We start from the raw sequence: 26043 nt of genomic DNA, 5'->3' as shown, positions 1-26043 counted from the left end.
AAGATGATCAACCGGTTGCAGTGCGTGAGTTCAATCTGACCGGTATTTGCCAGTTTCTGGATCGCTTTAAGTGGGGGCTGCTTGCCGTAACCCAAAAATGCGGTGGCATGCTCGTTAAATGGGTGCGGGCTGTATGTGGCATCGTAAAACGGAGCGGGTTGCCACTGGCCATTATCGGATTGTAAAAAGGCCCAGTTTTTACTGTGATCGTCCTGGTTGCAGGCAAATAAATTAAACATCGCACGGCGAAACTGCAGTTGCCCAACCGCAGGTGATTTACACAACTGGCGGCTGGCTTTTATTAAGTCTTCGTAGTCCAAGCTTGGTGTACGAAAGTCTGCGTCGAGCAAGCCACAGGCGCTGTGCAGTCGATCTTATGGGTTAACATTCTAAAACTCATCTTTTAACACCTCCTCGATTGAGGTTGGCAGGCGAGCGCTCCGCTTGGGTTGCTGGGTTAGCTCATGCAGGCGTTTGAGGTCGTCTAGGCTTTGCCAGAGTAGCAGCAATTGCCGGAATGAGATTTGCCCGGTTAGTTCAAACTTTTTGATCGTTGAGGAGGGCACACTGCTGCGTTCGGCAAGCGCTTTGCGAGAGAGCTTTGCCTGTTCGCGCAATTGGCGCAGGTGCGCAGCAAAAGCTTGCTGCACATCGTTATCGTCAAGCAGTAAAAAATGAGCCATGAACTTAACCGGTTAGACACACTGGTGTCCATCATAGCCTGTATAACTAGTTTTTGGATACGTGGGTGTCCAAGTTGTTCAGCGGCTCTGGCAGCTCCAGCTTCACCCGTTGTCGGCTGAAAGGGCTGTCAAACTCTAGGCTGACAGCCAACAGTTGTAAGGGTACTCGCGCCGGCTCTCCATAGAGTCGGTCACCGACAATGGGATGCCCTATGCTTTCCAAGTGCTTACGGATCTGGTGTTTGCGGCCTGTTTCGATGGCGACCTGCAGAAGGCTGGTGTCATCCGTTTCATTGGTAGTTAGTGTGGAAGCGCGGCTGATGGCGTCTTTGCCGTCAATCGGTGTATCGATCAGTTGATCCTGAGTATGAATAAGGCCAGTCACCCGAGCCAGATAATGCTTGGTCATAGTGCGCCCTGCAAAGCACTGAGAGAGAGCGCCTGCGGCTTTCGAGTCGTGGGCGATGAGCATAAGCCCAGCGGCGTCGGCATCCAGCCGGTGGATTAGGTAGCAAGGGCGTTTTAGCTCAAGCTCCACGCAGCGCAACAGGCTGCAGTGATCTCCCCACTGTGAACCTTGTGCCAGTAATCCGTGGGGCTTGAACCAGACGCTATAGCGAGTGTTGTCTGCTACTAGGGTTGCCGTTTCAGGCTTTCGGGCCAGTACGGTCTCATCGTAGTAAAGCTGCAGCCGGGTGCCGGGTTTGAGCTCCTTGGTCGCTCGCCGAAGCCGTACTTGCTTGCCTTTAAGCATCCACCAGCACGCGCCTTTGTTCATGGCGTCTTTGATACGCTGGCGCGAAAGCCCTGATGCTTGGCTCAGGGCTTCACTCGCGGTTTCGGGCTGGGCGGTCGTAATGTCGAATTTTTTGCGCATTATTGGCGGGCATCCGCGGGTTTGATGGCAATCAGAAGTGTATCCATGCTGCCGTTCCGTCGTTTTGCTGTGCTTGAGTTTGATGCTGCGGTATTTCTGCTGCGATCCTTATGTTACCAGTTGTCGAGGTATCCGGGATGCGGTGTTTGGTCAAAGGCCGTATAATTGGCGGTTTTCCGGGCCTTCCGCAATGGCGGCCAGATCCAGTTCAGGAGTTGTCGAGTCATGAGCCACGCCGGTGAAACGGGTACTCTGTTTGTTATTTCTGCTCCATCGGGCGCTGGCAAAACCAGTCTTGTAGCAGAAATGTTGCATGCAGATCAAAAGCTGGGAGTGTCTGTGTCCCATACCACTCGCCCCATGCGAGAAGGCGAGAAAGATGGCATCAACTACCATTTTGTCAGCCGTGATGAGTTTGAGGCGATGATTGGCCGTGGGGACTTCCTGGAACATGCCGATGTTTTCGGTAACTATTACGGTACGTCTCAGGTGTGGGTTCGGGAGATGCTGGCCCGTGGGCGAGATGTCATCCTCGAAATTGATTGGCAGGGTGCGGAGCAGGTGCGTCGTCTTGTTCCTGAGTGCGTAAGTGTGTTCATTGTGCCTCCTTCGTCTGAAATTCTGCGGGATCGCCTTGTGGGTAGAGGCACAGATGCGCCGGAAGTCGTGGAGCGTCGATTGTCTGAAGCCAGAGAAGAGTGTCGACACGTTGGAGAGTTTGATTACTTGATCGTGAATGACGACTTCCAAGAAGCTCTGGCCGATCTGCTGGCGATTGCGCGTAGCCAGCGACTACGAATGCTTACCCAGCAGGCTAAGCACACGCGGCTGCTTTGCGGGCTGTCAGATCCAACGGATAGCTCGGCCTGATACGGGCTTTTGCTGTATACAAATTGTGCCGCTGGCGGTAAACTACGCGGTCTGCTAAATCAGTCATTTTAATTTGTCGGGGAAATCATGGCACGAGTTACCGTTGAAGATTGTCTGGAACACGTAGATAACCGTTTCCAGCTGGTTATGCTAGCTACTAAACGCTCTCGCCAGATTGCTACCAAAGGTGCCGAGCCGATGGTCCCAGAAGAAAACGACAAGCCTACGGTTATCGCCCTGCGCGAAATTGCCGCCGGCTTGGTTTCCCGCGACTTGCTTAATGAGATCGAAGAAGAGTAAAGCGACTGCGGACATATGATGGAGGCGCGGTGTCGCTTGAGGCTACGGTAGAGGGGCTGGCAGTTGAGCTCAGCACCTATTTAGATACCAATCGCATCAATCAGGTGCGAAGGGCCTACTATTACGCTGAACAGGCCCATGAAGGTCAGATGCGTAAGAGCGGCGACCGTTATATTACCCACCCTCTCGCGGTCGCCCACATTCTTGCCGGCCTCAAGCTCGATCACCAGAGCCTGATGGCAGCCATGCTTCACGACGTAATCGAAGACACCGGCATTCCCAAAGATGCGCTTTCCGAACAGTTCGGCGAGGATGTAGCGGAGCTGGTCGATGGCGTAAGCAAGCTTACCCAAATAGAGTTCCGCACCCGCGCCGAAGCCCAAGCGGAAAACTTCCAGAAAATGACCTTGGCCATGGCCAGGGATATCCGGGTTATCCTGGTGAAGCTGGCGGATCGCCTGCACAACATGCGCACCCTTGGGCCCATGCCCTACGAAAAACGCCAGCGCATTGCCACAGAAACCCTCGATATATACGCCCCTATTGCCAATCGCCTTGGTATGCATGCCATCTCCACCGAGTTAGAAGACCTGGGTTTTGCATCCCTGCATCCGATGCGCTCCCGTTACATCTCCAAGGCCGTGGATAAACTGCGCGGCGGTCACCGTGAGATAATCGAAGATATCCGAGGCTGCCTGCAGGAAAAACTGGAAGAGCGCGGCCTGCCAGGCCGCATACTTGGGCGCGAGAAGCACCTGAATAGCATCTATAACAAGATGAAGTTCAAACAGAAATCGTTTTACGAAATCATGGACGTATACGCCTTCCGCATCATTTCCGATACCGAAGACGACTGCTACCGGATTTTGGGGGCGGTTCACAGCCTTTATAAGCCAATGCCGGGCAGGTTCAAAGATTATATCGCCATGCCCAAGGCCAACGGTTACCAGTCGCTGCACACCACCTTGTTTGGCATGCATGTAAACATCGAAATCCAGATCCGCACTGAGGAAATGGAGCACATTGCCAACGATGGTATTGCGGCGCACTGGATGTACAAGAACGAGCCTAGCAGTGTTACCAGCGTGAACCAGACACGGGTGGATCGCTGGGTTAAAGGCTTGATGGAGATGCGTGAACGCGCAGACGACTCCCTCGAGTTTATCGAGCACGTAAAGGTGGACCTTTTCCCCGACGAAATCTATGTGTTTACCCCAAGGGGCAAAATCATGGAGTTGCCCAGAGGCGCAACCCCGATAGATTTCGCATATGCAATTCACACGGATATCGGCAATGCCACCGTAGCCTGCCGTATCAACCGTAACCTGGGATCTCTGAGCAGGCCTCTGCAAAGTGGCCAGACGGTAGAGGTCATTACGGCACCCGGCGCCCGGCCTAACCCGGCCTGGCTCAGTTTCGTGGTCACTGGCAAGGCGCGCAGCAGCATTCGCCATACCCTTAAGAGCCAAAAATTAGCGGAGTCGTTAGAACTGGGGCGCACTCTGCTGAAAAAGTCCCTCAATGGGTTTGGCACTCGCTTGTCGGATATTGCTGAGGCCCAGAAACAAGCCGTTGTTAATCACAATCAGGTAAACAGCTTTGAGGATCTGGTCAGTGATATTGGCCTGGGCAATCGAATGGCTTATCTGGTTGCGCGTCAACTTGTGAGTGGAGCTGAAAGCGTAGGCCCCAACCAGTCAGTCAAGGGTATTGAGGGTGGTGATGTCTCGGTAACCATAAAGGGAACCGAAGGCATGCTGGTTCACTTTGCCGCCTGCTGCAAACCGATCCCTGGGGATCCGGTTGTTGGGGTGATGGATTCCGGCAGTGGCATGGTCATCCATTCCGACACCTGCTCCCGCTTGCCAGAAGACAATGAGGGCCGGTCCCGCCTAACCCATCTCACTTGGGCCAAGGATATCACCGATGAGTTCTCCGTAGAGTTGCGCGTTGAGTTGGAGCGACAGCGCGGTGTGATTGCCGAAGTTGCCAATGCGGTGGCGATGGCGGATGGCAATATCGAACGCATCAACGTGGACGAGCAGGATGCCCGTTTCGGCGTGGTCAGCGTTGTGGTTAAGGTGCATGGCCGCAAACACTTGGCTCGCGTAATGCGTCGGGTTCGTAACATCAAAGCCGTTACCTCTATCAATCGTGTGAAATACTGAGCCCTGCCAAGGCTGCGTGGTTGACAGCTCCCGTGTGGAAGGGGGAGGATTACGTTTTGGACGAGAGGAAATTACACGGTATGGCCAACAAATCCGTAATCCAGACTGAACACGCACCTCAGGCAATTGGTCCCTACTCCCAGGCCGTAAAGGCAGGTGACACGGTCTATATTTCTGGTCAGATTCCGCTGGTTCCCGAAACCATGGAAGTGGTCGCCGGCGATTTTTCAGCCAAAACCCGCCAAGTGTTCGATAACCTCAAAGCTGTATGCGAGGCCGCAGGCGGTGAGCTGAAGGATATTGTTAAAGTAAACATCTCCGTGACCGATCTGGCGAACTTTGCCACGGTTAACGAAATCATGGTGACGTATTTCCCAGAGCCATACCCGGCTAGAGCCGCTGTGGAAGTTTCAGCTTTGCCCAAAGGTGTACCGGTAGAGGTGGAAGCTGTGATGGTGCTGAGCTGAGTTAGCACCAGCCGATAAGATAAGATTTGCAGAACGATTTATAGAACAAAGGCGGCCTTGGCCGCCCTTGTTCGTTCTGAACCTAACCTTTTTCGATCATCTCACGGTACCCAGCTCGGAAATCAGGATAGCGAAAAGTAAATCCGGTTTTTAGCAGCCGCTGATTATTGCAGCGCTTACTGCCAGCCCGGCCGCCTTTTCTGGCGTCTGCCACAGGCTCAGCGCAGGGAACCTGCTGGCGCACCCAATCAACCACCTCATCAAGACGAACCGGCTCGCAGTCGCTTGCCACATAACAGGTATCCAGCGGCTTTCCTGAAAGCGCCAGCCCGTTGAGATAGGCAACGGCCGCTGCTGCGTCCTCCTCATGAATGCGGTTGCTGAACGGCGCCGGCCTTTCGGGGTTCATGCGGCCCTCAACAACCTCTTCCAGAAAACGCCTCCTTGAAGGCCCGTAAATTCCGCTGAAGCGCACAATGGTGGCAGGGTGGCCGCTATCCAATGCGGTTTGTTCACCGGCAAGTATCTGCTGGCCCGTAACCCGGGAGGGCGCGGCCGGGCTGGTTTCATCTACCAGGCTGTCGTCATTCTGGGCATAAACGCTGGTGCTGCTGATAAAAAAGAGCCGCTTGAGTTGCTGAGTGCCTAGTGCCTCAAGCAGGTTGGCAAGGCCATTAACGTAAGCATCGCGATACCCCTGTTCGTCATAACTGGAAGGGGTCAGGCAGTAGATCACCGTATCTAGATTATCCGGCAGCGTGCCGGCCAAGGTTTCCGGGCGAGTCAGGTCTGCACCTATGCCCTCTACGCCTTCAGGTACTTTGTCGGGATTACGACGTAATCCGTAAACCTGTGCAGACTCTTTCAGCATGCTGGCGATGGCGCCACCAAGGTTGCCGCAACCGGCGATGAGAATTCCCGGCATACTATTGCGTTCAGCGATTGCCATAGACAATTTCAATCCTTATCCTCTAACCCATAAATCAGTGAAACTTTGACCCGTATCCTTTTGACCGGAGATCACCATGACTCTTACCGAGTTACGATACGTCGTTACGCTTGCCCGCGAAAGGCATTTTGGCCGGGCGGCAGAGCGCTGTCATGTCAGCCAGCCGACGCTCAGCGTTGCGGTCAAAAAACTGGAAGATGAGTTGGGTGTTCCCCTGTTTGAGCGCAGCAAAAGCAGCATTCGCGTTACGGAAACCGGCCAGCGCATTGTTGAGCAGGCCCAGCGTGTTCTGGACCAGGTGGGTGTGATCCGTGATATGGCCCAGGATGGCAAAAGCCAGCTTAATTCGCCACTCAAGGTCGGTGCCATTTACACCATTGGGCCCTACCTGTTCCCGCATTTGTTACCTGAGCTGCGCCGTGCAGCACCGGACATGCCGCTCTACATCGAAGAAAATTACACCGCCAATCTGCGACAGAAGCTGCGCCAGTCTGAACTGGACGCCATTATCATTGCGCTGCCGTTCGAAGAAGCGGAAGTGCTAACGTTGCCGTTATACGACGAGCCCTTTGTGGTGCTTTTGCCGGCGGATCATCCATTGGCCAAAAAAGAACAGATCACTGGCGACGAGCTCTCTCGCGAGCAATTGCTCCTGCTTGGGCCCGGGCACTGCTTTCGGGATCAAATACTTGAATCCTGCCCGCCTCTGGTGGATGCGGTTACTCGTCGTGCCGATGTCGGCTCGCCCTCGCTGGTAACTGAAGGCAGTTCCCTGGAAACCATTCGTCACATGGTGGCCTCTGGCTTGGGGATTACCGTGCTCCCGCTCTCCGCAGCCACCGTTATGCATTATCACAAAGATGTACTTGTAACCCGGCCTTTTGCGCCGCCAGTGCCTTCGCGCACCGTCGCTCTCGCCTGGCGGGTAACTTTCCCAAGGCCTAAGGCCATTGATGTGCTCTCTCTTGCAGCCAACCAGTGCCGGGTGATTGAGAAAGCGAAAGTGGACATCCCGGTTGTTACTGGAACGGACTGAACTTAGCCATGGCGTCACTGGATGATATCCCGGTTACTGAGCTTAAGGGCGTAGGGAACGCCTTGGCGGAGAAGCTTGCGCGGCTGGGCATCGCCTCGCTGCAGGACTTGCTGTTTCATCTGCCTCATCGCTACGAAGACCGCACTCGCATTATACCCATGGGTAGCTTGAGAGTAGGCGATGTCGCCGTTGTGGAAGGGGAGGTGATGAAGGCGGATCTGATGATGGGGCGCCGCCGCAGCCTGCAGGTTACCCTGAAAGACAACAGCGGGTTTCTGGTGATGCGGTTCTTTCACTTCAACGCTGCCCAGAAAAACCAGCTGGCGGAAGGCACCCGGGTTCGTTGTTTCGGCGAAGTGCGCCCGGGCCGTGCTGGATATGAGTTTTACCACCCGGAATACCAGATAAACCCGCCGCCCATGCCTGCAGGCGACCAGGCAACCCTTACGCCGGTCTACCCGCTGACCGAAGGCGTACAGCAGCCCCGTGTAAGAGGGTTGTGCCAGCAGGCGCTGGAGTATCTTCAGCGCCATCCTATACGTGATTGGTTGCCAGCCGAGCTGCTGGCAGGCTACCAGTTGCCGGGCATTACCGAAGCCGTCCAGTTGGTGCATTCTCCCCCAGCCAATGCGCCGGTTCATCTGCTGATGGAAGGGCTCCACCCAGCGCAGCAGCGGCTGGTGATGGAAGAGCTGCTCGCCCATCAGTTGAGCATGCTGCAGGTTCGTGAGCAGATTCAGGCGCGCCAAGCATTGCCTTTGCTACCAACGGGCGACCTCTCTGAACGTTTTTTGGAGGAATTGCCGTTTGCGCTTACGGGTGCCCAGCGCCAAGTTGCGAGTGAAATTCGACAGGATCTCAGCCAGCCGTTGCCTATGCTGCGATTGGTGCAGGGTGATGTGGGCTCCGGTAAAACTGTGGTGGCCGCCCTCGCTGCGCTTCAGGCTATAGGCGCGGGGGCCCAGGTAGCGCTTATGGCACCGACAGAAATACTGGCTGAGCAGCACTACCAGAACTTCTGTGGCTGGCTTGAACCCTTAGGTGTTCAGGTGGCCTGGCTGTCTGGCAAGGTAAAAGGAAAAGCCCGGAAAGAGACATTGGAAGCCGTGCACACGGGTGCAGCCGGCGTGGTGATAGGGACTCATGCGCTGTTTCAAGATGATGTGCTGTTTCATCGCTTGGCGCTGGTTATTGTGGATGAGCAGCACCGGTTTGGCGTGCACCAACGCTTGGCCTTGCGAGAGAAAGGTGCAGGCGGAACCTTGGCACCACACCAGCTCATCATGACCGCCACCCCCATCCCGCGCACGCTCGCCATGAGCGCCTACGCAGATCTTGATACCTCAGTGATTGACGAGCTACCGCCGGGCCGCAAGCCTGTTGAAACCATCGTAATCCCCGACAGCCGCCGCGAAGATGTAATTGAACGCGTGCGCAGTGCCTGCACCGACGGTCGCCAGGCATACTGGGTGTGCACCCTGATTGAAGAATCCGAAGCCTTGCAATGCCAAGCGGCACAGGTCTCAGAGAAAGAGCTGACAGAGCGGTTGCCAAACCTGAAGGTCGGGCTGGTTCACGGGCGGCTCAAGTCGGCCGAAAAAATGGCCGTGATGAATCAGTTCAAACAAGGTGAACTGGACTTGCTGGTTGCCACCACGGTGATTGAGGTGGGCGTGGATGTTCCTAATGCTTCGCTGATCATTATTGAAAACCCCGAACGGCTGGGCCTAGCCCAGCTTCACCAGCTCCGGGGCAGGGTGGGCCGGGGCGAGCAGGCCAGCTTCTGCGTGCTTATGTACCACCCACCCCTGTCGGCCAACGGCAAGGCAAGGTTACAGGCCCTGCGTGACAGCCAAGATGGCTTTGTGATCGCCGAGAAAGACCTGGAAATACGCGGGCCAGGAGAAGTGCTTGGCACCCGCCAAACTGGCATGATGCAGTTTCGGCTGGCAGACTTTGAGCGCGACAAAGGCTGGATTGAACCAATACGTGAGATGGCCCCTGGCCTGATGAAACATCCGCGGTTGGTGCAGGCACTGATCCGGCGTTGGCTTGGAGAAAAAATACGTTACGGAGATGTCTAAATTGCCATAGTGCTTACTATAGGCGACAACCGCATCCAGCAATACTTGGGAGAAGATGATGGAATTACCTGTCACAGTTCAGCAGGCTTTGGGCGATGCCGCCAAGGGCGTTTCGCTTAGAGACGTGCGCCAAGCGAGCAGACAGGAAATGCTGCGGATGGTGTTGCTAAACGATGGGCAAGACAACCTTCAAGTTGTGTGTCGCAAGGACGATCTGATCGACCTAGAACAGCTGAACAAGCAACTGAAGCGTGATTTTCATCTTATGAAGCCCCGGGAGCAGATTCGCGTGAAAGAGCGCGCTGGGCTGCGGGAACTCCCAGCGCTGCCCTCGCTTACAGGCTGGCCCACTGTAGTGGATCGTCGGGTAGATGATTTGCCCTTCGTAGCGTTGGAGCTGGGCGAGCAAAATCTGGCCATGGTGATGCCTGCCGAGGATTTCCGAGCGCTGACAGAAAAAGCAGATCGTCTGTCATTTACAGTGGCCTCAGAAGCTATCGTGGTAAACCTGAACGACCCAGCCAGCGACCGCAACCAGCTGAAATCCGCTATCAAAAGGTTCACCAGCCTGCGTATTCAACAGCGCCTGGAAGACACGCTGGAACTTCCGCCATTACCAGAAACGGCCCAACGCACTATTCACCTGCGCGTGAATCCGAACGCCGTTATGGGGGATCTGGTCGACATTATTGAGAGTGACCCCAGCCTGGCAGCCCAAATTGTCAGTTGGGCATCTTCATCCTTTTACGCAGCCGCAGGCCAAGTGCGCTCTGTGCACGATGCCGTATCGAGAGTACTCGGGTTTGATATGGTGATGAACCTCGCCATGGGCCTATCCTTGGGGCGCGCTCTTAAACCGCCCCAAGACCACCCAGATGGTTATGTAGACTATTGGCAGCAGGCCATTTGGCAGGCCCAATCGGCGGGTATTCTGGCGAGCATGATGCCCCGGGGTGAGCGCCCCATGTTCGGCTTGGCTTACCTTGCAGGTCTTTTGCATAATTTTGGTCACCTTCTGCTGGCCCAGGTTTTCCCTCCCCATTTCAAGCTGGTATGCCGCTCGCTGGAGGTGAATGCCGTTATCGATTCTTCGGTAACAGAGCATTATCTTTTGGGAATAACTCGTGAACAGATCGCAGCCCAGCTTATGGAAAACTGGGGGATGCCAGATGAGGTCACGCTGGCTATACGGTATCAGAAGAATCGCGACTACCAAGGCGCACACAGCGTTTACGCAAGGCTTCTTTGGCTGGGCCGTCAACTGCTAACTGCAAGAGGGGTGGCAATGGGTGCCAGTGAGCCCGTTGGGCAGGAGGTCTATGACGAGCTGGGCCTGAACCGCGAGCTGGTAGAAGAGCAGTTCGATGAACTGGTGGCCAGAAAAGACAACGTGATGGCCATGGCAGGCATGATGAACCAGTAAAAAAACCGGTTAAAACCCGTGATTTCGGATAGCCGTTGCGGCACGGCGAATTTCCTCCGCATGGTGCTTTTCCACCGCCAACCGCTCCTTGTCCATTTTCGCAACAAAACGCGCTTCCGTATCCTGACGGGCCTGGTGAGTGGGCATATGGCGAAGCTGCTCATATACCTCCATGAACACCTGAAAGGGCGGCTTTTCCATCAGCTCCGGCGCAACATGGTCAAGCAGACCCTTGATGCGCAGACAACCCTCCGAGTATTCGACCTGTTCTTCCTCGATGGCCATCGCGATAATGCGGATGCTGTCGATCATATCTTTACGCCGCTTTGCCTGAAAGGCTTCCGCCTTTTGCCGGCGCTTGCGGCCCTCAGATAACATGACCATTTTCCGCCGGATAAAGCCCAGCAGCGCAATGATGGCGATAGCGCCGACAATAATAAGGCTCCACTGTAGCCATTGGGGCATGCTGTTCTTCCTATTTTGAAGCGAGGTTTGATGGTGAGCGCAGATTATCAGGAAAGCGGTAGCGGGGGAAACTGGGTGTGGTTTGGGGGATAAAAAAGGCCAGCCCGGAGGCTGGCTTTGCAGAACAAATATTTAGTTGAAGTGTGCGGGCAGGTCTTTGACCGGATCCGTCACGAAGTTGAGGTGAACGCCTCTGGGTGGAATTTTGAGTGGTAAGCGAACTGCTTTGGACTCGCCATTGACCCAATCTTCACATGCTCCTATGCCGCCGCCAGTGAAAATACCACCCAAGCAACCGATAAAGCCAAGTCCAGCGTTAACCACACCGCCAGAGCCTGCGACATCTACAGTAATTTTGGGCGTATTCTTAGTCCATTGTTGGATCTGCATCCTACCGTCATCGAAGAACGTGACTGGGCCATCTAGCTCCAGCTCAAATGGATAGCTGTACAGATTGTGCGCAAGAAGGCCCTCAATCGGTAGGTGCAAGTTTGGAGCATCTAGAAGCAGTTTAGCGGTCACTTGGAATTTTGGCTCCCCATTCTCACCGGTGATAATGCGTCCTTCTGGTAACTTTGGAGGCGTTACATTGTGTTCGAACTCGACCAGATTTCCATCTTCGTCTCTGCCCGTAGCCTTTTCAAAGTCAAAAGTTTCAAACTCGTCGATGTAGTAGTTTGAGTTTGTGTCACGAATGGGTAGATTGCGGAGTGCGGTAAATACCGACGACACACTTTCTTCGCCTCTGAAGTAAATTGTTAGAGACTCACCACCATTTTCTTCCGGACTAACTAGCAAGCTGGTCTGGAATCGGAACGTGTCAACCTCATATGGACAGATCATTAAAAAGTTAATGTCTATTTGCCCGCTTCAATGCGTCACGTGCGGCGGGCAGTGTCGGAAAGTTTACAGCGGTGCTGTCCTCACCGTCTGATTCTTCCGACGTGATCGGGTTGATGTAGGTCGCCTCAGGCGGCAGTGTCGATTCCGGCTTGCCGCGTACAAAGCGTTCTGGGTGTTCGTGGTGATACCGGATCAGAGCAGCCTGCCGTGTCTTCGCGACGGTCCTGTACTCGCCGGTACAAACTTGGGCCGGAGTAAAACCATTCAATCCGCTGTGATGGTGCTCGTGGTTGTACCAGGCGAAATAGTCCGAAGCCCAGTGCCGGGAACGTTCCAGGCTTTCAAAACGTCCCGGGAAATCGGGCTGGGTTTTGAGCGTCTTGAACTGGCTTTCGCTGTACGGGTTATCGTTACTAACCCTGGGGCGGCTGTGACTGCAGACCACGCCGAAATCGGCCATCAGGTCAAGAAAGCTCTTGGCGATCATGGGTGACCCACGATCCTGATGCAGGGTCACCTTCTGGTCCTCCAGCCCATAGCGCGTCAGCGCCTCCTCAATGAGTTGTTGGGCCAGTTGGCTGTTCTCCTTACGAGAGACCATCCAGGCGACCACGTAGCGACTGAACAAGTCCATGACCACATACAGGTTGAGGTAACCGCCTCGGCGGGTTGTCGCCAATTTCGTAATGTCCCACGTCCAAACTTCGTTTGGCCGCGTGGCAGTGAGCCGCGGTATGGCATGCGACTGGGGCGCACGCTGGTTGCGTCGCTCGCCGGTCTGGTTGGCTTCTCTGAGCACCCGGTACAACGTGCTGAGCGATGCCAGGCACTCACCGCGCTCAAGCAGCGTGTGATACACCTGATACGGCGTCTGGTCCCAGAACTCGGGCTGGTTCATCCGCTCCAGTATGCGCTGGCGTTCGAGCGCCGAGAGCGCTCGAGGTTGCGGCGCCTCTTTGCGGGAGCGCCTGGCCGGATCCGCCGCCGTATTCTGATGCCGCCGCCAGGCATACACCGTGCTGCGGTTCAGGCCCAGCACGTCACAGGCAGTGCTCAGCGGAACATGATCCGGGCGTTCTTCAAGCACGATCATGACGGATCGTTCCCATTGTTCGACAGATCGAGCATCGACAAGGCTTTTTTTTGGAGCCCGACACAGTCCTCAGTTAGCCTCAGTTTTCGCTGCGTTCGGGCCAGCTCTTTCTCCAATTGTTCGATGCGCCTCTGCTCCGGTGTCTTTGAGGCTTTCGGACCCGGTGATGACTTGGACAGCGCATCCTCACCGCCGTGCTGCAGCTGCTTTCGCCAGTCGCGAAGCTGGTTACTGTAGAGGTTCTCGCGGCGCAGTAGCTGACCCAGTTCACCGTAGGCGCACTGATTGGCTGCGGCCAATATCTTCAGCTTGTACTTCGTGGAGAAATGACGGCGCGTACGCTTCTCCAGCTGAGCATCGGGCCTGACCTGATTCTCGGGCATCTGTGACTCGGGTTTTGGCATAACGTTGGCTCCTCAATTTGCGCCCTGAAATCTATGCTAACTCATAGAGCAAGTGTATGGATTGAGGTTGACACACAGGGGAATGCTCGGCCGTTTTCACCGCAAATAACATCGTTGCAATCACCGTCGACTGCAGAAACCATTTTGTAGCGATACAGCTGGCTTGGTTCCCAGGGCTCATTGGGGAAGAAACGAATGCGCTGATTGTTTTTCTCAAGACGCCCTTCAACTGGGTTACCTTCAGCTAACGGATTTCCGCTGCCGTCTACACGCTCAACAATAAAGGTTTCACCGTTAATTGACTCTAACTTCATAGACTGAGAAAAAACCACCGTAATTGGACGATCTTTGGGTAAGGTTGTCACAGGCAAAATGTCGCGGGTTTGAGAGTTCCCGTTATTGTCGTCAGGGAGTTCATCACCTGCACCATCTTTACAGTGACCGTGATTGTCGGGCAAATTTCGCCCTTCGGTTACGCATGGATATCCGGGGTATGTTGTCAAAGCAAACGGAGACTGCTGAGTTACGGGCTTACTAGCATCATCAGCTTGAGCAAGGCTAAAGTCTCGCTGCAAAACGTCGACAAGTTTGCCGTTGATACCCTTGAGGCTGGGGGTAAGTACTTTGTAAGCTGCACCTTGTATAAGGCCACCTTCGGGGTTCAATATCAGGGCTGTTCCGTCAACTTCAGCGTTTAGTCCGTTACCGACCTCTATTGTACCGAGACCGCCCTCTTGAATAGGGCCGAAAAGCGAAACACCTTCAGCTACTGAATCTGGATCCAATGGCTTATCAAAGAACAAAATTATCGGGTCACCAGGGCGCTGCATCGAGAACAGAATCTATATCAGTATCCGCCTCCAAATGAAACGCGATGGTAGAGTCGGCGTGCTCTTGGCCCAGAAGGTTGGGTTCAACCATGCCAATGGCGTCGATGGTTAGTACGCCGTCACGCACCAGTGCAATGCCACGCAACTCTACGCCTAGCAGATCTTGAGAGAGAGAGGCGTTCGGCTGAGCGTTCTCCGCGTTCATGGATACATCCATAAACAGCGTGATCTGGCGGGGGGCGTTAATGTCATCGGTGTATGGGTTCGGGCTCATGTAACCAGATGCGTCTGACAGCATGGTTACTTTTATATTGCCCGTGGTTTGCGGTTGCCCTGTCGCTGCGTCTATCACGTTTACTATGCCGCCAACCTTCACATCTAGGCTGGTGCTGTTGAGTACGCTGCCTTTGGCTATTCTCAGGGGAAGGGCTTCGTTTGCTTCGAACCCCGGCGCATAGGCGAGTTCGGCAAACAAGTTACCGGTTTGCTGTGAGGCAGCGGTTGTGCCAAGCAGTACCGAGTTTAGCTTGACTCCATTAATGGCCTGCCCATTTAGGATTGATGTAGTGGCAGCGCCTTCAGACATGCCATTACCAATGCCGGAGTCTATCGCTGTTTGCTGCAATACTACGGTGGGCCCGGTATCGCGCGGAGTGAAGTCATAGGACTCCGAGAAGAGTGTGCCCTTCACGGTCAGGCTTGGTAAATCGGTGATCGCCAATCTGTAGGCCTCACCAGCGTTCAGCACGTCCTGCTTACTTCCGCACAGCATTTTATCATCTGTTACGCAGGGGTCTAGTGTGATGCGGTTGCCTTTAACCAGAACGGTTGCAGGCACGGCATTATTGTCCTTATCGACGAGCTCAATCCTACCGCCCATTGCCTGCCACCTTGGGTGGATAGGGTGGGACATGGTCAAGCGGAATGTCGAAAAGTTCATCGGCTCAAATTCGCTGCCAACTTCCGGCACCATGTTGGTAACTTCAAAGCTCTCTTTGAAGTTTGCGAGCCCTTTGCTTCCAGAAAATGAGCTTCTGGTGTCAAATTGAATGCCCGGTACACTGTCGTGTTTGGAGTTAGGGTTCTCCATAACACGGCCACCTTCAGCGAGCAGCCCTTCCTTAAATTCAACGCTGTAGCTGCTATTGACTGCAAAAGGCGCGTTGGGCGTCAGTTTGAGGCTCCGACCGCCATCAATGAGCTCTGGCGAGTAACCAACCGGCCCTTGGCTATTTGTTACGCTGATTTTGACGGCAATGTCGTCATCAGTTATGGGGTCAGAAAATTTCAGCACTATGTCTGCTTTCGGGCTGACTCCTTGTTGCCCGTCCGCCGGGTACGAATAAATCACTGAACCAGGTGAGGTTTTCGGATTCATCGTCTGTTCATCCCCGCCGCAGGCTGCAAGCTGCAAGCAGCAGAGCGGGAATCAGTGCCAGGGTCTTGTTGTACTTCATGGCAAACTTCTCCTCAGAACTTCAGGGTAACTGAGCCGCTGATAACATGGACGTCGCCGTCGGCTGTAACGGCGGTCTCGTTGCCGTCAAAATCCACCAGGGTAAAGTCGCGCTCTTGCAACTGCTGGTACTGGTAGCCCAGGTCTAAACGGACTGGAAAGGCCAGTAAACGAGTGCGGTCGTAGGTGGCGCTAATACCCAGGCCAACTACAATCTTGTCGGTATCGGAACGTGTCAACCTCATATGGACAGATCATTAAAAAGTTAATGTCTATTTGCCCGCTTCAATGCGTCACGTGCGGCGGGCAGTGTCGGAAAGTTTACAGCGGTGCTGTCCTCACCGTCTGATTCTTCCGACGTGATCGGGTTGATGTAGGTCGCCTCAGGCGGCAGTGTCGATTCCGGCTTGCCGCGTACAAAGCGTTCTGGGTGTTCGTGGTGATACCGGATCAGAGCAGCCTGCCGTGTCTTCGCGACGGTCCTGTACTCGCCGGTACAAACTTGGGCCGGAGTAAAACCATTCAATCCGCTGTGATGGTGCTCGTGGTTGTACCAGGCGAAATAGTCCGAAGCCCAGTGCCGGGAACGTTCCAGGCTTTCAAAACGTCCCGGGAAATCGGGCTGGGTTTTGAGCGTCTTGAACTGGCTTTCGCTGTACGGGTTATCGTTACTAACCCTGGGGCGGCTGTGACTGCAGACCACGCCGAAATCGGCCATCAGGTCAAGAAAGCTCTTGGCGATCATGGGTGACCCACGATCCTGATGCAGGGTCACCTTCTGGTCCTCCAGCCCATAGCGCGTCAGCGCCTCCTCAATGAGTTGTTGGGCCAGTTGGCTGTTCTCCTTACGAGAGACCATCCAGGCGACCACGTAGCGACTGAACAAGTCCATGACCACATACAGGTTGAGGTAACCGCCTCGGCGGGTTGTCGCCAATTTCGTAATGTCCCACGTCCAAACTTCGTTTGGCCGCGTGGCAGTGAGCCGCGGTATGGCATGCGACTGGGGCGCACGCTGGTTGCGTCGCTCGCCGGTCTGGTTGGCTTCTCTGAGCACCCGGTACAACGTGCTGAGCGATGCCAGGCACTCACCGCGCTCAAGCAGCGTGTGATACACCTGATACGGCGTCTGGTCCCAGAACTCGGGCTGGTTCATCCGCTCCAGTATGCGCTGGCGTTCGAGCGCCGAGAGCGCTCGAGGTTGCGGCGCCTCTTTGCGGGAGCGCCTGGCCGGATCCGCCGCCGTATTCTGATGCCGCCGCCAGGCATACACCGTGCTGCGGTTCAGGCCCAGCACGTCACAGGCAGTGCTCAGCGGAACATGATCCGGGCGTTCTTCAAGCACGATCATGACGGATCGTTCCCATTGTTCGACAGATCGAGCATCGACAAGGCTTTTTTTTGGAGCCCGACACAGTCCTCAGTTAGCCTCAGTTTTCGCTGCGTTCGGGCCAGCTCTTTCTCCAATTGTTCGATGCGCCTCTGCTCCGGTGTCTTTGAGGCTTTCGGACCCGGTGATGACTTGGACAGCGCATCCTCACCGCCGTGCTGCAGCTGCTTTCGCCAGTCGCGAAGCTGGTTACTGTAGAGGTTCTCGCGGCGCAGTAGCTGACCCAGTTCACCGTAGGCGCACTGATTGGCTGCGGCCAATATCTTCAGCTTGTACTTCGTGGAGAAATGACGGCGCGTACGCTTCTCCAGCTGAGCATCGGGCCTGACCTGATTCTCGGGCATCTGTGACTCGGGTTTTGGCATAACGTTGGCTCCTCAATTTGCGCCCTGAAATCTATGCTAACTCATAGAGCAAGTGTATGGATTGAGGTTGACACACAGGGGTATCCAGGTAGTTAACTTCTGGATTTCGGGTGGTTTTCAGAGGTGACTCTTCATAAGCCACACCGCCTCGAATGGAAAAGTTTTTGTTGAGATCGTACTCAGCACCGAGGCGCGGAATAATCGTGTCGTTAAACTGTATGCGGTCGGCGGCGGGAATTGTTGATTGGTTCTTGATTGTATCGCCTTCGAACTCTTTCGACAGTTCGGACCAGTTCTGCTGTTCGATGCTGCCGCCGATGCGCCAGTTATCGCCTTTGTACTGAGTACCGAACCCAAAGGTTTCTGGCTGGAAAGAATCGATGGTGGATACGACAAGGCTAAGGCCTGGGTCGGGGATGGTTTGTGTAACAAGGATGTTTGAGTCAACGGCTGTTGAAGCTGATGATTTGGTGCGATAGGTGAAAGCGGTTTCCCAGCCCTGCAGGAAGCAATTACTTTCGGGGCAGAAAGTGCTACCGAGATCAACCGTAGTGCCAAAAATGGTTTTGACTTGTGGTTCAGCATTTACGGCCAAACGCTCGCGGCTGGTTTCTCCGCCAAGTGTGGAAACTGCGGTGAGATTGGCGGTTGCATCCAACGTTATGCGTGCAGATACGCCCACGGAAATACCCCGCCAAATTGGAGTAGCGCCGCCGATGTTCAGGAACAGAGGTTCTTTGCCATATTGCAGGAATTGGCCGTTGGAGGAGGTCTGCGAATCGAAGGCCAGCATTTCCTTACCGTGCTTTTCAACGCCGGCAATGAAGCCCAGATAAATAGGGTGGCCAAAGCGAGTAAGGGAGCCTAGGTTGGTTTTCATGCCGACCAATACGTGTTGGCTGGGGGAGCTGGAAACCACATCGCCATGGGCATTCGGGTTACGGAGCTGTTTATTGCTGAGTAAAGGGGAAGATGTAGTTGAGATGTAGCTGCTCTTTCGATATTTCTAGGCGGATGCGGGTGTTGGCATCAACTACTCCGTTTGCGACGGCTTCACACAGCCACGCGAACAAAACGTTACTGCACAGACCGCTGGTGTTACTGGAGGTGATATTGATTTTTCCCCTTACCTCAACATCGATTAGGATTGGATTTTCATTTGCGAGGGTAATCTGCATCCTGCCATCCTCCATGAACTTGATCTTGCCCTTGGGTGGAACGAAGTTGCCATCGCCATCCTTATCGTACCGGATGCGCATTAACATAGGGCCGGTGGCTCGCCTGCCACGAGGACGTCAAGCATGCCGTTTAAATAGATGTGCTGATCGTTCTTGCAGTCACTCCCGACCTTACAGCCAATGTTGGCACTTTGTACCAGTGTTTTGTCGTTGAGGGGGCTGACATCCGTTGCTTTCATGCGAATGCTGTTGGGTATGCTTTCTCCTGAAATGGAGCCAGCCTCGACGCCCTTTTGATAGGCAAGGTCAGCGTTTGCGTCTGCCGTTGGCAGGTTTCGCAGGGGGAGAGCGACACGATTATTTGAGGGTGCGGAGGCTCTGAATTTATTCACCAATGGGTTGCCGCCCACCCGCCGTGATAGTCGTCGGATCCATGTTCTGCGAGAAACGCACTACCAAGGGTTTGTTGCTTGGGTGCGTGGCGTCTGGTATCCGATCGTCTGAAGACTTGCCGCCGACGCATGTATCCGCTGTCACAGAACTAGGCAGCACCGGCTCCGAAAAATACACAATCACCGGATCGCCTGGGCGTATCTTGCCCTGATTGTCTTCACCGGGCACCCAGCTCTTAATAGTGGGCGCTACGTTATCTGCAAAGCTTGCCGCTGAGGGCGCATCGTCCGGGGTGCGCTCTCGTTGTCTGTGTAAGGGTTAGGCATTAGGAAGCCGTTGGCATCGGACAGAAAGCGAACCTCTACTGCTTCAGATGAGAATCCGGCAGGTAATGCTCCGGCGACGTTAACCACCACGTCAGATCCGGTCATCAGCGAGCCACGGTCGATACGAAGTGGCACGCTCATTCCTGCGTTTTCGAATTTTGGAATAAAACCTAGCTCTGCGAATAAGGTACCGGTTGCAGTGGTGGTGTTGTTGCTGCCCAGTAGTAAGGAACTCAGGCCAACCGAATTATACTCTTCGCCAGACAACGCCAGCTTTCCAACATCTGTTGAGGCCGTCTGGGTCATACGCGCGCGGACGCCCGTCGGTGAGGTTGAATCCAGTGGCTTAAAAGGCCATGGGGCTTCTGCTTGTAGCACGAGAGGTGCATCGGCAATAGTGCTGCGAATGTCGTTTTGAATAGAGCGTGTACATTTGTCTGTTTGGCTAAGATCGAAACGTTGCGCATTAGAATAATGGTCTTTTCGACACAGTATCCTGTTGGGGTGATCGTGTATTGTGAGCCGGGGCAGGATACAGGCGGAAAAGCGAAATAAAGAGGAAATAGAAGGAGCAAGCACACCCCACAGGCAACTGCAGGGCACGCCAAAACTCATTGGGCTCAGCTTGCTACTGAAGCTTCATAATCGCGAATCATTCCGTAGAGCTGATCTTTCAGGCCCAACCGTTTTTTCTTTTGCTCTTCCAGATACTCGTCAGAAGTGGTCTCGACACCCTGCTCAATGCGGCGCACCTCATCATCGGTGTCATGATAGGTTTCGAAAAGCTTCGCAAAATGCTGATCGGTCGTTTTCAGTGTATGAATGGTTTCTTTCGACTCTGGCAGTTCATGTGCAAGATTGTGTTTTTCAAGTGACATTCGTTAGTGCTCCTAGGTATGACAGCGTATTGGTCAGCTTTAGTTTAGGCCGTTTCGCATCGACATGCTTGATCCCCGTCAATGTCTCCGGAATTCAAGTGGGCGGGCTGAAATGACATTTTTGAAAGGGGGAGAGAGCTCTCCCCCTTTTTCCTCAAATGCTCGGTAGCGCTTAGTTTTACCGAGTCTCGATCTCGCCTTCTTCGTCCGAAATAACGATCTCTACGCGGCGGTTTTGTTGCCGGCCAGCGGAGGTGTCATTGCTAGCCACAGGGTATTGTTCACCGTAGCCTTTGGTTTCTACCCGGCGGCGTTCAATTCCCTGAGTTACCAGTGCAGCGCTCACTGCCTGAGCTCGGCGCTCGGACAACGTCTGGTTATAGCCGTCGTCACCGGTGCTGTCGGTGTAGCCCTCTACGCGAACTCTCCGGTCTTCATACTCCCGCATGAATTGTGCAAGGCGACCTATGGTTTGCTCTCCCGATGATTTCAGGTCGGCTTTGTTGAGATCGAAGAGAACATCGCCGAGCGTAAGTACCATGCCGCGGTCGGTACGCTCAGCTTGCAGCTCTTCCATTCTTTTGCGCAGCATTTCGGCTTCATCGCGAGCCCGGGTGGCTTCCTCGGAACTCCTGTCCAGCATTAGCTTGCGCCGGCGCTCTTCGGCAGAATCAACCTGATCTACCAGCCTTGCACGTTCGCCCTGTTCACTGGCGATTTGCGCGTGCCGGTTCGCTAGGTAAGCGGCCTGTTCAATGCGGTTTGTGTCTTCGCCGTCTTTGAGCAGAGACTCTGCCCGATTGAGTTCATCTCTTGCACTGCGCAGATGGCTGTCGCCACTACGGGCAACATCTGGGTCGTCCTTTATTTTAGCGTAAGAGGCGCGTGCCTCGTTTACCATTGTGTTGTTTGGCGGTGTTGAGGCGCAGCCGGCAATCAGTACTGACAAGCCCATAGCCATGCCCAATGTTATGTTGCGTTTGTTCATAACGGTCTCCTTTCCAGATAGGGCGCTTACTGGTCTTGGTTGATTTGCTGGCGAAGAGATTCAATATTATCATTGATCTCCTTATCCTGAAGTCAGGATTGACGGGCTCTTATGAACGGCGAGATATACCGTAAAACTGCGGAGTGCCATGCGCACCTTATTTAAGCTTAGCAGCCAGCTGGCGATCGACCATGACGCATTCGCAATAAACCCGGGTGAGGCGCCTGTGTGAACCAGCGTTATGGTGCCGGGAAAGGTGCCTAAGTGACTGAAATAAAACGTCACTGCCGCCGGGGAAGAGGGTGAATAAGATGTCACGACGGTTGTTTGTTTAGGGTTGAACAGAAGGCCGTTGTGTAAAGATTTATCAGAAGGCTCTGGGAAATCGGGAAGTTCGTTAAATGCACGCTTTGTGTGTCTGCAACTTCAGTATCGTTGGTATAAACGGGGCGATAGGATGTCTCACCAGCCTAGTCTCGTTCCCTGAAAAGCCGAGCAGTTTTCTATGCTCTCTACTTGAGTTTTCCATAACTGAAGCCATCATCGATATACTCGTTGAATCACCCATCCTTTGGATGATACTTATGCCCAATAAACAACAAAGTCCGCTAAGAAGCGGGCTAAGTCGTTGAAAATAATGGTGGGCCTTGCTGGACTTGAACCAGCGACCAATCGATTATGAGTCGAGTGCTCTAACCAACTGAGCTAAAGGCCCATTCAGCGAACGCTGTCTGGTGTGTTTCCTAGGTTGGAAACAAAGCGGGCGCCATTATACCGGGGAGGTGCGGCGCCCGCTACTGTTGTGGTGCTTAACTGTTGCCCTGATCGTCAATAAAGCCGCGCAGGTGATCGGAACGTGAAGGGTGGCGCAACTTACGCAGTGCCTTTGCTTCGATTTGGCGGATGCGCTCACGGGTTACATCGAACTGCTTGCCGACTTCTTCCAGTGTGTGGTCGGTATTCATTTCAATACCGAACCGCATGCGCAGTACCTTGGATTCGCGCGCGGTGAGACCGGCCAGAACGGAGCGGGTAGCTTCGCGCAGGCCTTCTGCCGTTGCAGCATCTACCGGCGAGAGCGCCTGGATATCTTCGATAAAGTCGCCAAGATGGCTGTCTTCATCATCGCCGATTGGCGTTTCCATGGAGATCGGCTCTTTGGCGATCTTCAGCACCTTACGAATCTTATCCTCCGGCATCTCCATGCGTTCGCCCAGTTCTTCCGGCGTGGGCTCGCGGCCCATTTCCTGAAGCATCTGGCGGGAGATACGGTTGAGCTTGTTGATGGTCTCAATCATGTGCACCGGAATACGGATGGTGCGAGCCTGATCCGCAATAGAACGGGTTATGGCCTGACGAATCCACCAAGTGGCATAAGTAGAGAACTTGTAGCCACGACGGTACTCAAACTTATCTACGGCCTTCATCAGGCCAATGTTGCCTTCCTGGATCAAGTCTAGGAACTGCAAACCGCGGTTGGTGTATTTCTTGGCAATAGAAATAACCAGGCGCAGGTTGGCTTCAACCATCTCTTTCTTGGCGCGGCGGGCTCTTGCTTCGCCAATGGATACGCGACGGTTGATTTCCTTGATGTCGGCTACGGCCAAGTCCACGCCGATTTGCACATTCATGATGCGCTTTTGAAGGCGGACAATTTCATCCATACGCTCGTTTATTGCTGCAGCGTAGGGCTTTTTGCTTTTGCCGATCTTCGCGCCCCATTCCTGGTTTGCTTCATTGCCCGGGAATGATTTGATGAAGTCTTTGCGTGGCATTTTGCATTCGCGAACGCAGATCTTCAGGATTGCCCGCTCGTTCTCGCGTACCAGCGCGTTGGTAGAGCGCACCACGTTGACCAGTTCATCGAACGCTTTATTGCCTAGCTTGAACGGTGCAAAAACTTTTCCCAGCTCGTTAAGTGCAGCTTGGGTTTTCTTGTCAGCACGGCCAAGCTTTGACAGCGATTCTTCTGCGGCTGCCAGCTTTTCTCTGAGAAGCTCAAAGCGCAGACGGGTCTCTTCGGGATTTGGGCCGCTCTCGGGTTCTTCTTCCTCTTCGTCCGAATCGTCTTCAGCTTTTTCTTCTTCTGATTTTTCGGGTTTGGGAGGTGGTTCTGGCATGAACGGCTCAGCGCCATCCGGATCCAGAAAGCCGGTTACGATGTCGGTGATTCGACCTTCGTTCTCGATAATGCGATCGTAGGCTTGGATAACCGTGCCAGCGGTGCCCGGGAAGTGGGCAACGGCTGCCATGACGTCCCGGATACCTTCTTCGATGCGCTTGGCGATAACAATTTCGCCTTGACGGGTCAGCAGCTCCACGGTACCCATTTCGCGCATGTACATGCGTACTGGGTCGGTGGTGCGGCCGGCATCGGATTCCACAGCGGCGAGGGCAGCGGCGGCTTCAGCGGCAGCGGCTTCGTCGGCAGTGGAGTCGCCATCGGTCATCAGCAGGGTATCGGCATCTGGTGCTACTTCAGACACCTGAATGCCCATGTCGTTGATCATGCGAATGATGTCTTCGACCTGATCCGGATCGGCAATGTCTTCCGGGAGGTGGTCGTTCACCTCGGCGTAAGTCAGGTAGCCTTGTTCCTTGCCCTTTGCGATAAGGTCTTTCAAACGTGATTTCTGCGAATTGCCTGACATAGACACCCTGTGAACTCGCTTAAATAAGAAAAAATGAAACAGCCATTATAGCTGTCGCTCTAATGCTCTGCCACCGAATGGTTAGATGGTGATCAGTGCGCCAAGTTTCAAGTGCTGCTAATCCGGGGTTCCCCCGCTTAGCTCTCGCAGCTCCTGCCGTTCTTCGGCGGTTAGGTTTGCGAAGTTGCGTAAAAGTGTGGCCAGTCTTTGCTGTCTGGATGCTTCCTCATTGGGGCTAAGCAGCTCTCGTGCTGCGGCTAGAGTGCTTTCCCGGCTTGGGATGTGCTCAATGCCGTCAAACAGATTGTAGAACTGCCCACGCACCTGGCTATCCAGAGCAAGTGCCGTTATAAGTGATTTCCGATCCCGGATTTCACGTTCTAGAATAAAGCTGGCAAAATTTCCAGCCTGTTTATATTTGCGCGAACCGCTTGCCAGTTCGGTGACGTCGCTGGCCAAGTCGGGAGCCTCTAGTAAGGCTAGGCACAAAATGCTGTCTTTGCTCAGTTTTACGTCGATACGTTCTTCAGTAACACGATCCCGCCGGCCACCCTTCCATTTGTTCCATTGCTGGGGCTGGCGGTTTTGCCACGGATTGCGGCCTCCGCAAAGGCGGAGCATTTCGTGCCACATGGCATCCCGTAGGGTGCTTTTGGGCATTTTGTTCAGCAGCGGTTCCGCTCTGGCTCTGAGTTCGCCGCGGTGCTCTGGCAGTGTCAGATCCAGGCCTTCGCTCTGGCGGTCAAACAGATACCGTGAAAACGGGGTGGCACCATCAATGCGCTTCTGGAATGCCTCGGGGCCTTCCTTGCGCACCAGCGTGTCTGGGTCTTCGCCCTCCGGGAGCATCAAAAACTGCAGATGTAGTCCGTCTGCCATTAACTCCAAAGCGTTATCCATCGCCCGGTCAGCCGCTTTAAATCCGGCTTTGTCGCCATCAAAACAAAACACTGCATGCCGCACTTGTCGTAACAGTGCAGCTAGGCTGTCTTGGTTCGTTGCCGTGCCCAAGGTCGCCACGGCGTAATGAATGCCGTGCTGGGCTAGAGCAATTACATCCATGTAGCCTTCTACTACGAGCAGCTTGTCTAACTGTTTCAGTGCCTGTTTCGCTTCAAACAGGCCATATATTTCCCGGCTTTTGTGAAAGACATCCGACTCCGGAGAGTTGATGTATTTTGCCTTGTCGTCGCCGAGCGTCCGTCCGCCGAAGGCTATGGTCTTGCCTCGGCTGTTGCGGATCGGGAACATGACCCGGTTTCGAAAAAAATCACGCGGCTTGCCGTACTTATCAGAGACGGTGCCGGTTTCAATAAGCGGCCCCTGCAGATCCTTGTTTGCAGCGTCAAGCAAGGAGGTGCCTGCGGCTGGCGCGTAACCCACTTGGTATTGCTGGATAACGCTGTCGTCCAGCCCCCGCTGTTTTAAATAATCACGGGCGTAGGTGCCTTGTTCGCTATGAAGCGCCGAATGATAAAAGCGGCTAGTAAAATCTAGCGCGTCGGTCAGCGTTCGCGCCTGCTGGATTTCCTGTTTGGCCGCTTGGTCGTAAGGTACTTCTAGCCCGGCTCTGCGAGCCAGCTCTTCAACGGCCTCTGTAAAGCCGAGGCCCTCAAATTCACGTATAAAACTGATGGCGTCGCCATGAACGCCGCACCCAAAACAATGATAGAAGCCTTTGTCTGGCCTCACATTGAATGATGGCGTTTTTTCATCGTGAAACGGGCAGCACGCTTTGTAATTGGCGCCGGCCTTTTTGAGTGTAATGCGCGAGCCGATCAGCTCTGCCAGATCTACCCGGTCGAGCAGGTCTTCAACAAAGCGTTGGGGGATCAGTCCGCTCATAGTGGCTCCACATCAGGCCCGTTACACACAAGGGCCAATAGCCAAAAATGCCGCCGAAGCCAAGCCCCGGCGGCATTTTGA

Annotated in this window: 26 protein-coding genes, 1 tRNA gene and 3 pseudogenes; 7 read left to right on the top strand and 23 right to left on the bottom strand. The window is 54.3% G+C overall.

The window, feature by feature from the left end; all coding sequences use genetic code 11:
- Positions 1 to 2: 2 nt before the first annotated feature.
- The 3 genes and pseudogenes from CPH80_RS23175 to CPH80_RS12450 form a co-directional block, all read right to left on the bottom strand.
- A pseudogene (locus CPH80_RS23175) lies at positions 3 to 368 on the bottom strand (HipA domain-containing protein); the annotation flags it as partial.
- Positions 369 to 389: 21 nt separating this feature from the next.
- The gene (locus CPH80_RS12455; protein WP_096278222.1) at positions 390 to 683 is read right to left on the bottom strand and encodes a helix-turn-helix domain-containing protein; all 294 of its coding nucleotides are present in this window, start codon (positions 681 to 683) and stop codon (positions 390 to 392) included.
- Positions 684 to 729: 46 nt separating this feature from the next.
- Positions 730 to 1560, bottom strand: a complete 831-nt coding sequence (locus tag CPH80_RS12450) for an RluA family pseudouridine synthase (RefSeq protein ID WP_096278220.1) — start codon at positions 1558 to 1560, stop codon at positions 730 to 732.
- A 225-nt stretch (positions 1561 to 1785) separates the two neighbouring features.
- Here CPH80_RS12450 and gmk point away from each other — a divergent pair, with 225 nt between their 5' ends.
- From gmk to CPH80_RS12430, 4 genes are all read left to right on the top strand, one after another.
- A complete protein-coding gene (gmk, locus tag CPH80_RS12445) occupies positions 1786 to 2430 on the top strand; it encodes a guanylate kinase (RefSeq protein ID WP_096278218.1) in 645 nt (214 codons plus the stop codon).
- Between the two features lie 87 nt (positions 2431 to 2517).
- Entirely contained in the window at positions 2518 to 2730 is a 213-nt protein-coding gene (gene rpoZ / locus CPH80_RS12440; RefSeq protein ID WP_096278216.1) for a DNA-directed RNA polymerase subunit omega, read from the top strand.
- Between the two features lie 29 nt (positions 2731 to 2759).
- A complete protein-coding gene (locus tag CPH80_RS12435) occupies positions 2760 to 4898 on the top strand; it encodes a RelA/SpoT family protein (RefSeq protein WP_096278214.1) in 2139 nt (712 codons plus the stop codon).
- An 80-nt stretch (positions 4899 to 4978) separates the two neighbouring features.
- Complete coding sequence (locus CPH80_RS12430; RefSeq protein ID WP_096278212.1) at positions 4979 to 5365, top strand: RidA family protein; 387 nt, start codon at positions 4979 to 4981, stop codon at positions 5363 to 5365.
- A gap of 82 nt (positions 5366 to 5447) precedes the next feature.
- Here the strand turns inward: CPH80_RS12430 and CPH80_RS12425 are convergent, their stop codons facing one another.
- Positions 5448 to 6314, bottom strand: coding sequence for an NAD-dependent epimerase/dehydratase family protein (locus CPH80_RS12425; protein WP_096278210.1), 867 nt, complete (start codon positions 6312 to 6314; stop codon positions 5448 to 5450).
- Positions 6315 to 6390: 76 nt separating this feature from the next.
- Here CPH80_RS12425 and CPH80_RS12420 point away from each other — a divergent pair, with 76 nt between their 5' ends.
- Genes CPH80_RS12420 through CPH80_RS12410 form a run of 3 tightly spaced genes read left to right on the top strand, consistent with a single transcriptional unit; the run spans position 6391 to position 10857 of the window.
- Complete coding sequence (locus CPH80_RS12420; RefSeq protein WP_096278208.1) at positions 6391 to 7350, top strand: hydrogen peroxide-inducible genes activator; 960 nt, start codon at positions 6391 to 6393, stop codon at positions 7348 to 7350.
- 8 nt (positions 7351 to 7358) lie between these two features.
- Positions 7359 to 9434 (top strand): ATP-dependent DNA helicase RecG, encoded by a 2076-nt coding sequence (gene recG / locus CPH80_RS12415; protein WP_096278206.1) that lies wholly within the window; start codon positions 7359 to 7361, stop codon positions 9432 to 9434.
- A 58-nt stretch (positions 9435 to 9492) separates the two neighbouring features.
- A complete protein-coding gene (locus CPH80_RS12410) occupies positions 9493 to 10857 on the top strand; it encodes an aminoacyl-tRNA deacylase and HDOD domain-containing protein (protein ID WP_096278204.1) in 1365 nt (454 codons plus the stop codon).
- A gap of 9 nt (positions 10858 to 10866) precedes the next feature.
- On the opposite strand, the gene CPH80_RS12405 is transcribed toward CPH80_RS12410, so the two are convergent.
- The 19 genes and pseudogenes from CPH80_RS12405 to dnaG all read right to left on the bottom strand — a co-directional run bounded on the left by CPH80_RS12405 (position 10867) and on the right by dnaG (position 25962).
- Positions 10867 to 11322: a DUF2489 domain-containing protein gene (locus CPH80_RS12405; RefSeq protein WP_096278202.1), complete on the bottom strand. Its 456-nt coding sequence runs from the start codon at positions 11320 to 11322 to the stop codon at positions 10867 to 10869.
- A 132-nt stretch (positions 11323 to 11454) separates the two neighbouring features.
- A complete protein-coding gene (locus CPH80_RS12400; protein ID WP_143752925.1) occupies positions 11455 to 12054 on the bottom strand; it encodes a hypothetical protein in 600 nt (199 codons plus the stop codon).
- 118 nt (positions 12055 to 12172) lie between these two features.
- Positions 12173 to 13258, bottom strand: a complete 1086-nt coding sequence (locus CPH80_RS12395) for an IS3 family transposase (protein ID WP_096278197.1) — start codon at positions 13256 to 13258, stop codon at positions 12173 to 12175.
- Positions 13255 to 13662, bottom strand: coding sequence for a transposase (locus CPH80_RS12390; RefSeq protein WP_096278195.1), 408 nt, complete (start codon positions 13660 to 13662; stop codon positions 13255 to 13257). Before CPH80_RS12390 ends, CPH80_RS12395 begins: the two co-directional genes overlap by 4 nt.
- Positions 13663 to 13703: 41 nt before the next feature.
- A complete protein-coding gene (locus tag CPH80_RS22470; protein WP_227520138.1) occupies positions 13704 to 14465 on the bottom strand; it encodes an Ig-like domain-containing protein in 762 nt (253 codons plus the stop codon).
- A 10-nt stretch (positions 14466 to 14475) separates the two neighbouring features.
- A complete protein-coding gene (locus CPH80_RS22465) occupies positions 14476 to 15870 on the bottom strand; it encodes an Ig-like domain-containing protein (protein WP_227520137.1) in 1395 nt (464 codons plus the stop codon).
- 92 nt (positions 15871 to 15962) lie between these two features.
- A pseudogene (locus CPH80_RS12380) lies at positions 15963 to 16175 on the bottom strand (aromatic hydrocarbon degradation protein); the annotation flags it as partial.
- A gap of 38 nt (positions 16176 to 16213) precedes the next feature.
- Positions 16214 to 17299, bottom strand: coding sequence for an IS3 family transposase (locus CPH80_RS12375; RefSeq protein WP_096278197.1), 1086 nt, complete (start codon positions 17297 to 17299; stop codon positions 16214 to 16216).
- Positions 17296 to 17703: a transposase gene (locus CPH80_RS12370; RefSeq protein ID WP_096278195.1), complete on the bottom strand. Its 408-nt coding sequence runs from the start codon at positions 17701 to 17703 to the stop codon at positions 17296 to 17298. Before CPH80_RS12370 ends, CPH80_RS12375 begins: the two co-directional genes overlap by 4 nt.
- A 79-nt stretch (positions 17704 to 17782) precedes the next feature.
- A pseudogene (locus CPH80_RS12365) lies at positions 17783 to 18649 on the bottom strand (outer membrane protein transport protein); the annotation flags it as partial.
- A gap of 4 nt (positions 18650 to 18653) precedes the next feature.
- Positions 18654 to 18968, bottom strand: a complete 315-nt coding sequence (locus CPH80_RS12360; RefSeq protein WP_096278193.1) for a hypothetical protein — start codon at positions 18966 to 18968, stop codon at positions 18654 to 18656.
- A complete protein-coding gene (locus CPH80_RS12355) occupies positions 18962 to 19273 on the bottom strand; it encodes a hypothetical protein (RefSeq protein WP_134032380.1) in 312 nt (103 codons plus the stop codon). Before CPH80_RS12355 ends, CPH80_RS12360 begins: the two co-directional genes overlap by 7 nt.
- On the bottom strand, positions 19266 to 19502 hold the full coding sequence (locus CPH80_RS21660; RefSeq protein ID WP_134032383.1) for a hypothetical protein: 237 nt from the start codon (positions 19500 to 19502) through the stop codon (positions 19266 to 19268). The genes CPH80_RS12355 and CPH80_RS21660 overlap by 8 nt, the downstream gene beginning before the upstream one ends.
- Positions 19503 to 19522: 20 nt before the next feature.
- Positions 19523 to 19906 (bottom strand): hypothetical protein, encoded by a 384-nt coding sequence (locus CPH80_RS12350; RefSeq protein ID WP_096278189.1) that lies wholly within the window; start codon positions 19904 to 19906, stop codon positions 19523 to 19525.
- A gap of 314 nt (positions 19907 to 20220) precedes the next feature.
- Complete coding sequence (locus tag CPH80_RS12345; RefSeq protein WP_096278187.1) at positions 20221 to 20478, bottom strand: YdcH family protein; 258 nt, start codon at positions 20476 to 20478, stop codon at positions 20221 to 20223.
- Between the two features lie 178 nt (positions 20479 to 20656).
- The gene (locus CPH80_RS12340; protein ID WP_096278185.1) at positions 20657 to 21466 is read right to left on the bottom strand and encodes an OmpA family protein; all 810 of its coding nucleotides are present in this window, start codon (positions 21464 to 21466) and stop codon (positions 20657 to 20659) included.
- 638 nt (positions 21467 to 22104) lie between these two features.
- A tRNA-Ile gene (locus CPH80_RS12335) sits at positions 22105 to 22181 on the bottom strand.
- A 94-nt stretch (positions 22182 to 22275) separates the two neighbouring features.
- Positions 22276 to 24117: an RNA polymerase sigma factor RpoD gene (gene rpoD, locus CPH80_RS12330; protein ID WP_096278183.1), complete on the bottom strand. Its 1842-nt coding sequence runs from the start codon at positions 24115 to 24117 to the stop codon at positions 22276 to 22278.
- A gap of 117 nt (positions 24118 to 24234) precedes the next feature.
- The gene (dnaG, locus tag CPH80_RS12325; RefSeq protein WP_096278181.1) at positions 24235 to 25962 is read right to left on the bottom strand and encodes a DNA primase; all 1728 of its coding nucleotides are present in this window, start codon (positions 25960 to 25962) and stop codon (positions 24235 to 24237) included.
- Between the last annotated feature and the right edge of the window lie 81 nt (positions 25963 to 26043).

Source organism: Marinobacter sp. LV10R510-11A (genome assembly GCF_900215155.1).
In the GTDB taxonomy this organism is placed as follows: domain Bacteria; phylum Pseudomonadota; class Gammaproteobacteria; order Pseudomonadales; family Oleiphilaceae; genus Marinobacter.
The sequence above is the reverse complement of the archived record's forward strand: the minus strand, read 5'-3'. Positions and strand labels throughout refer to the sequence as shown.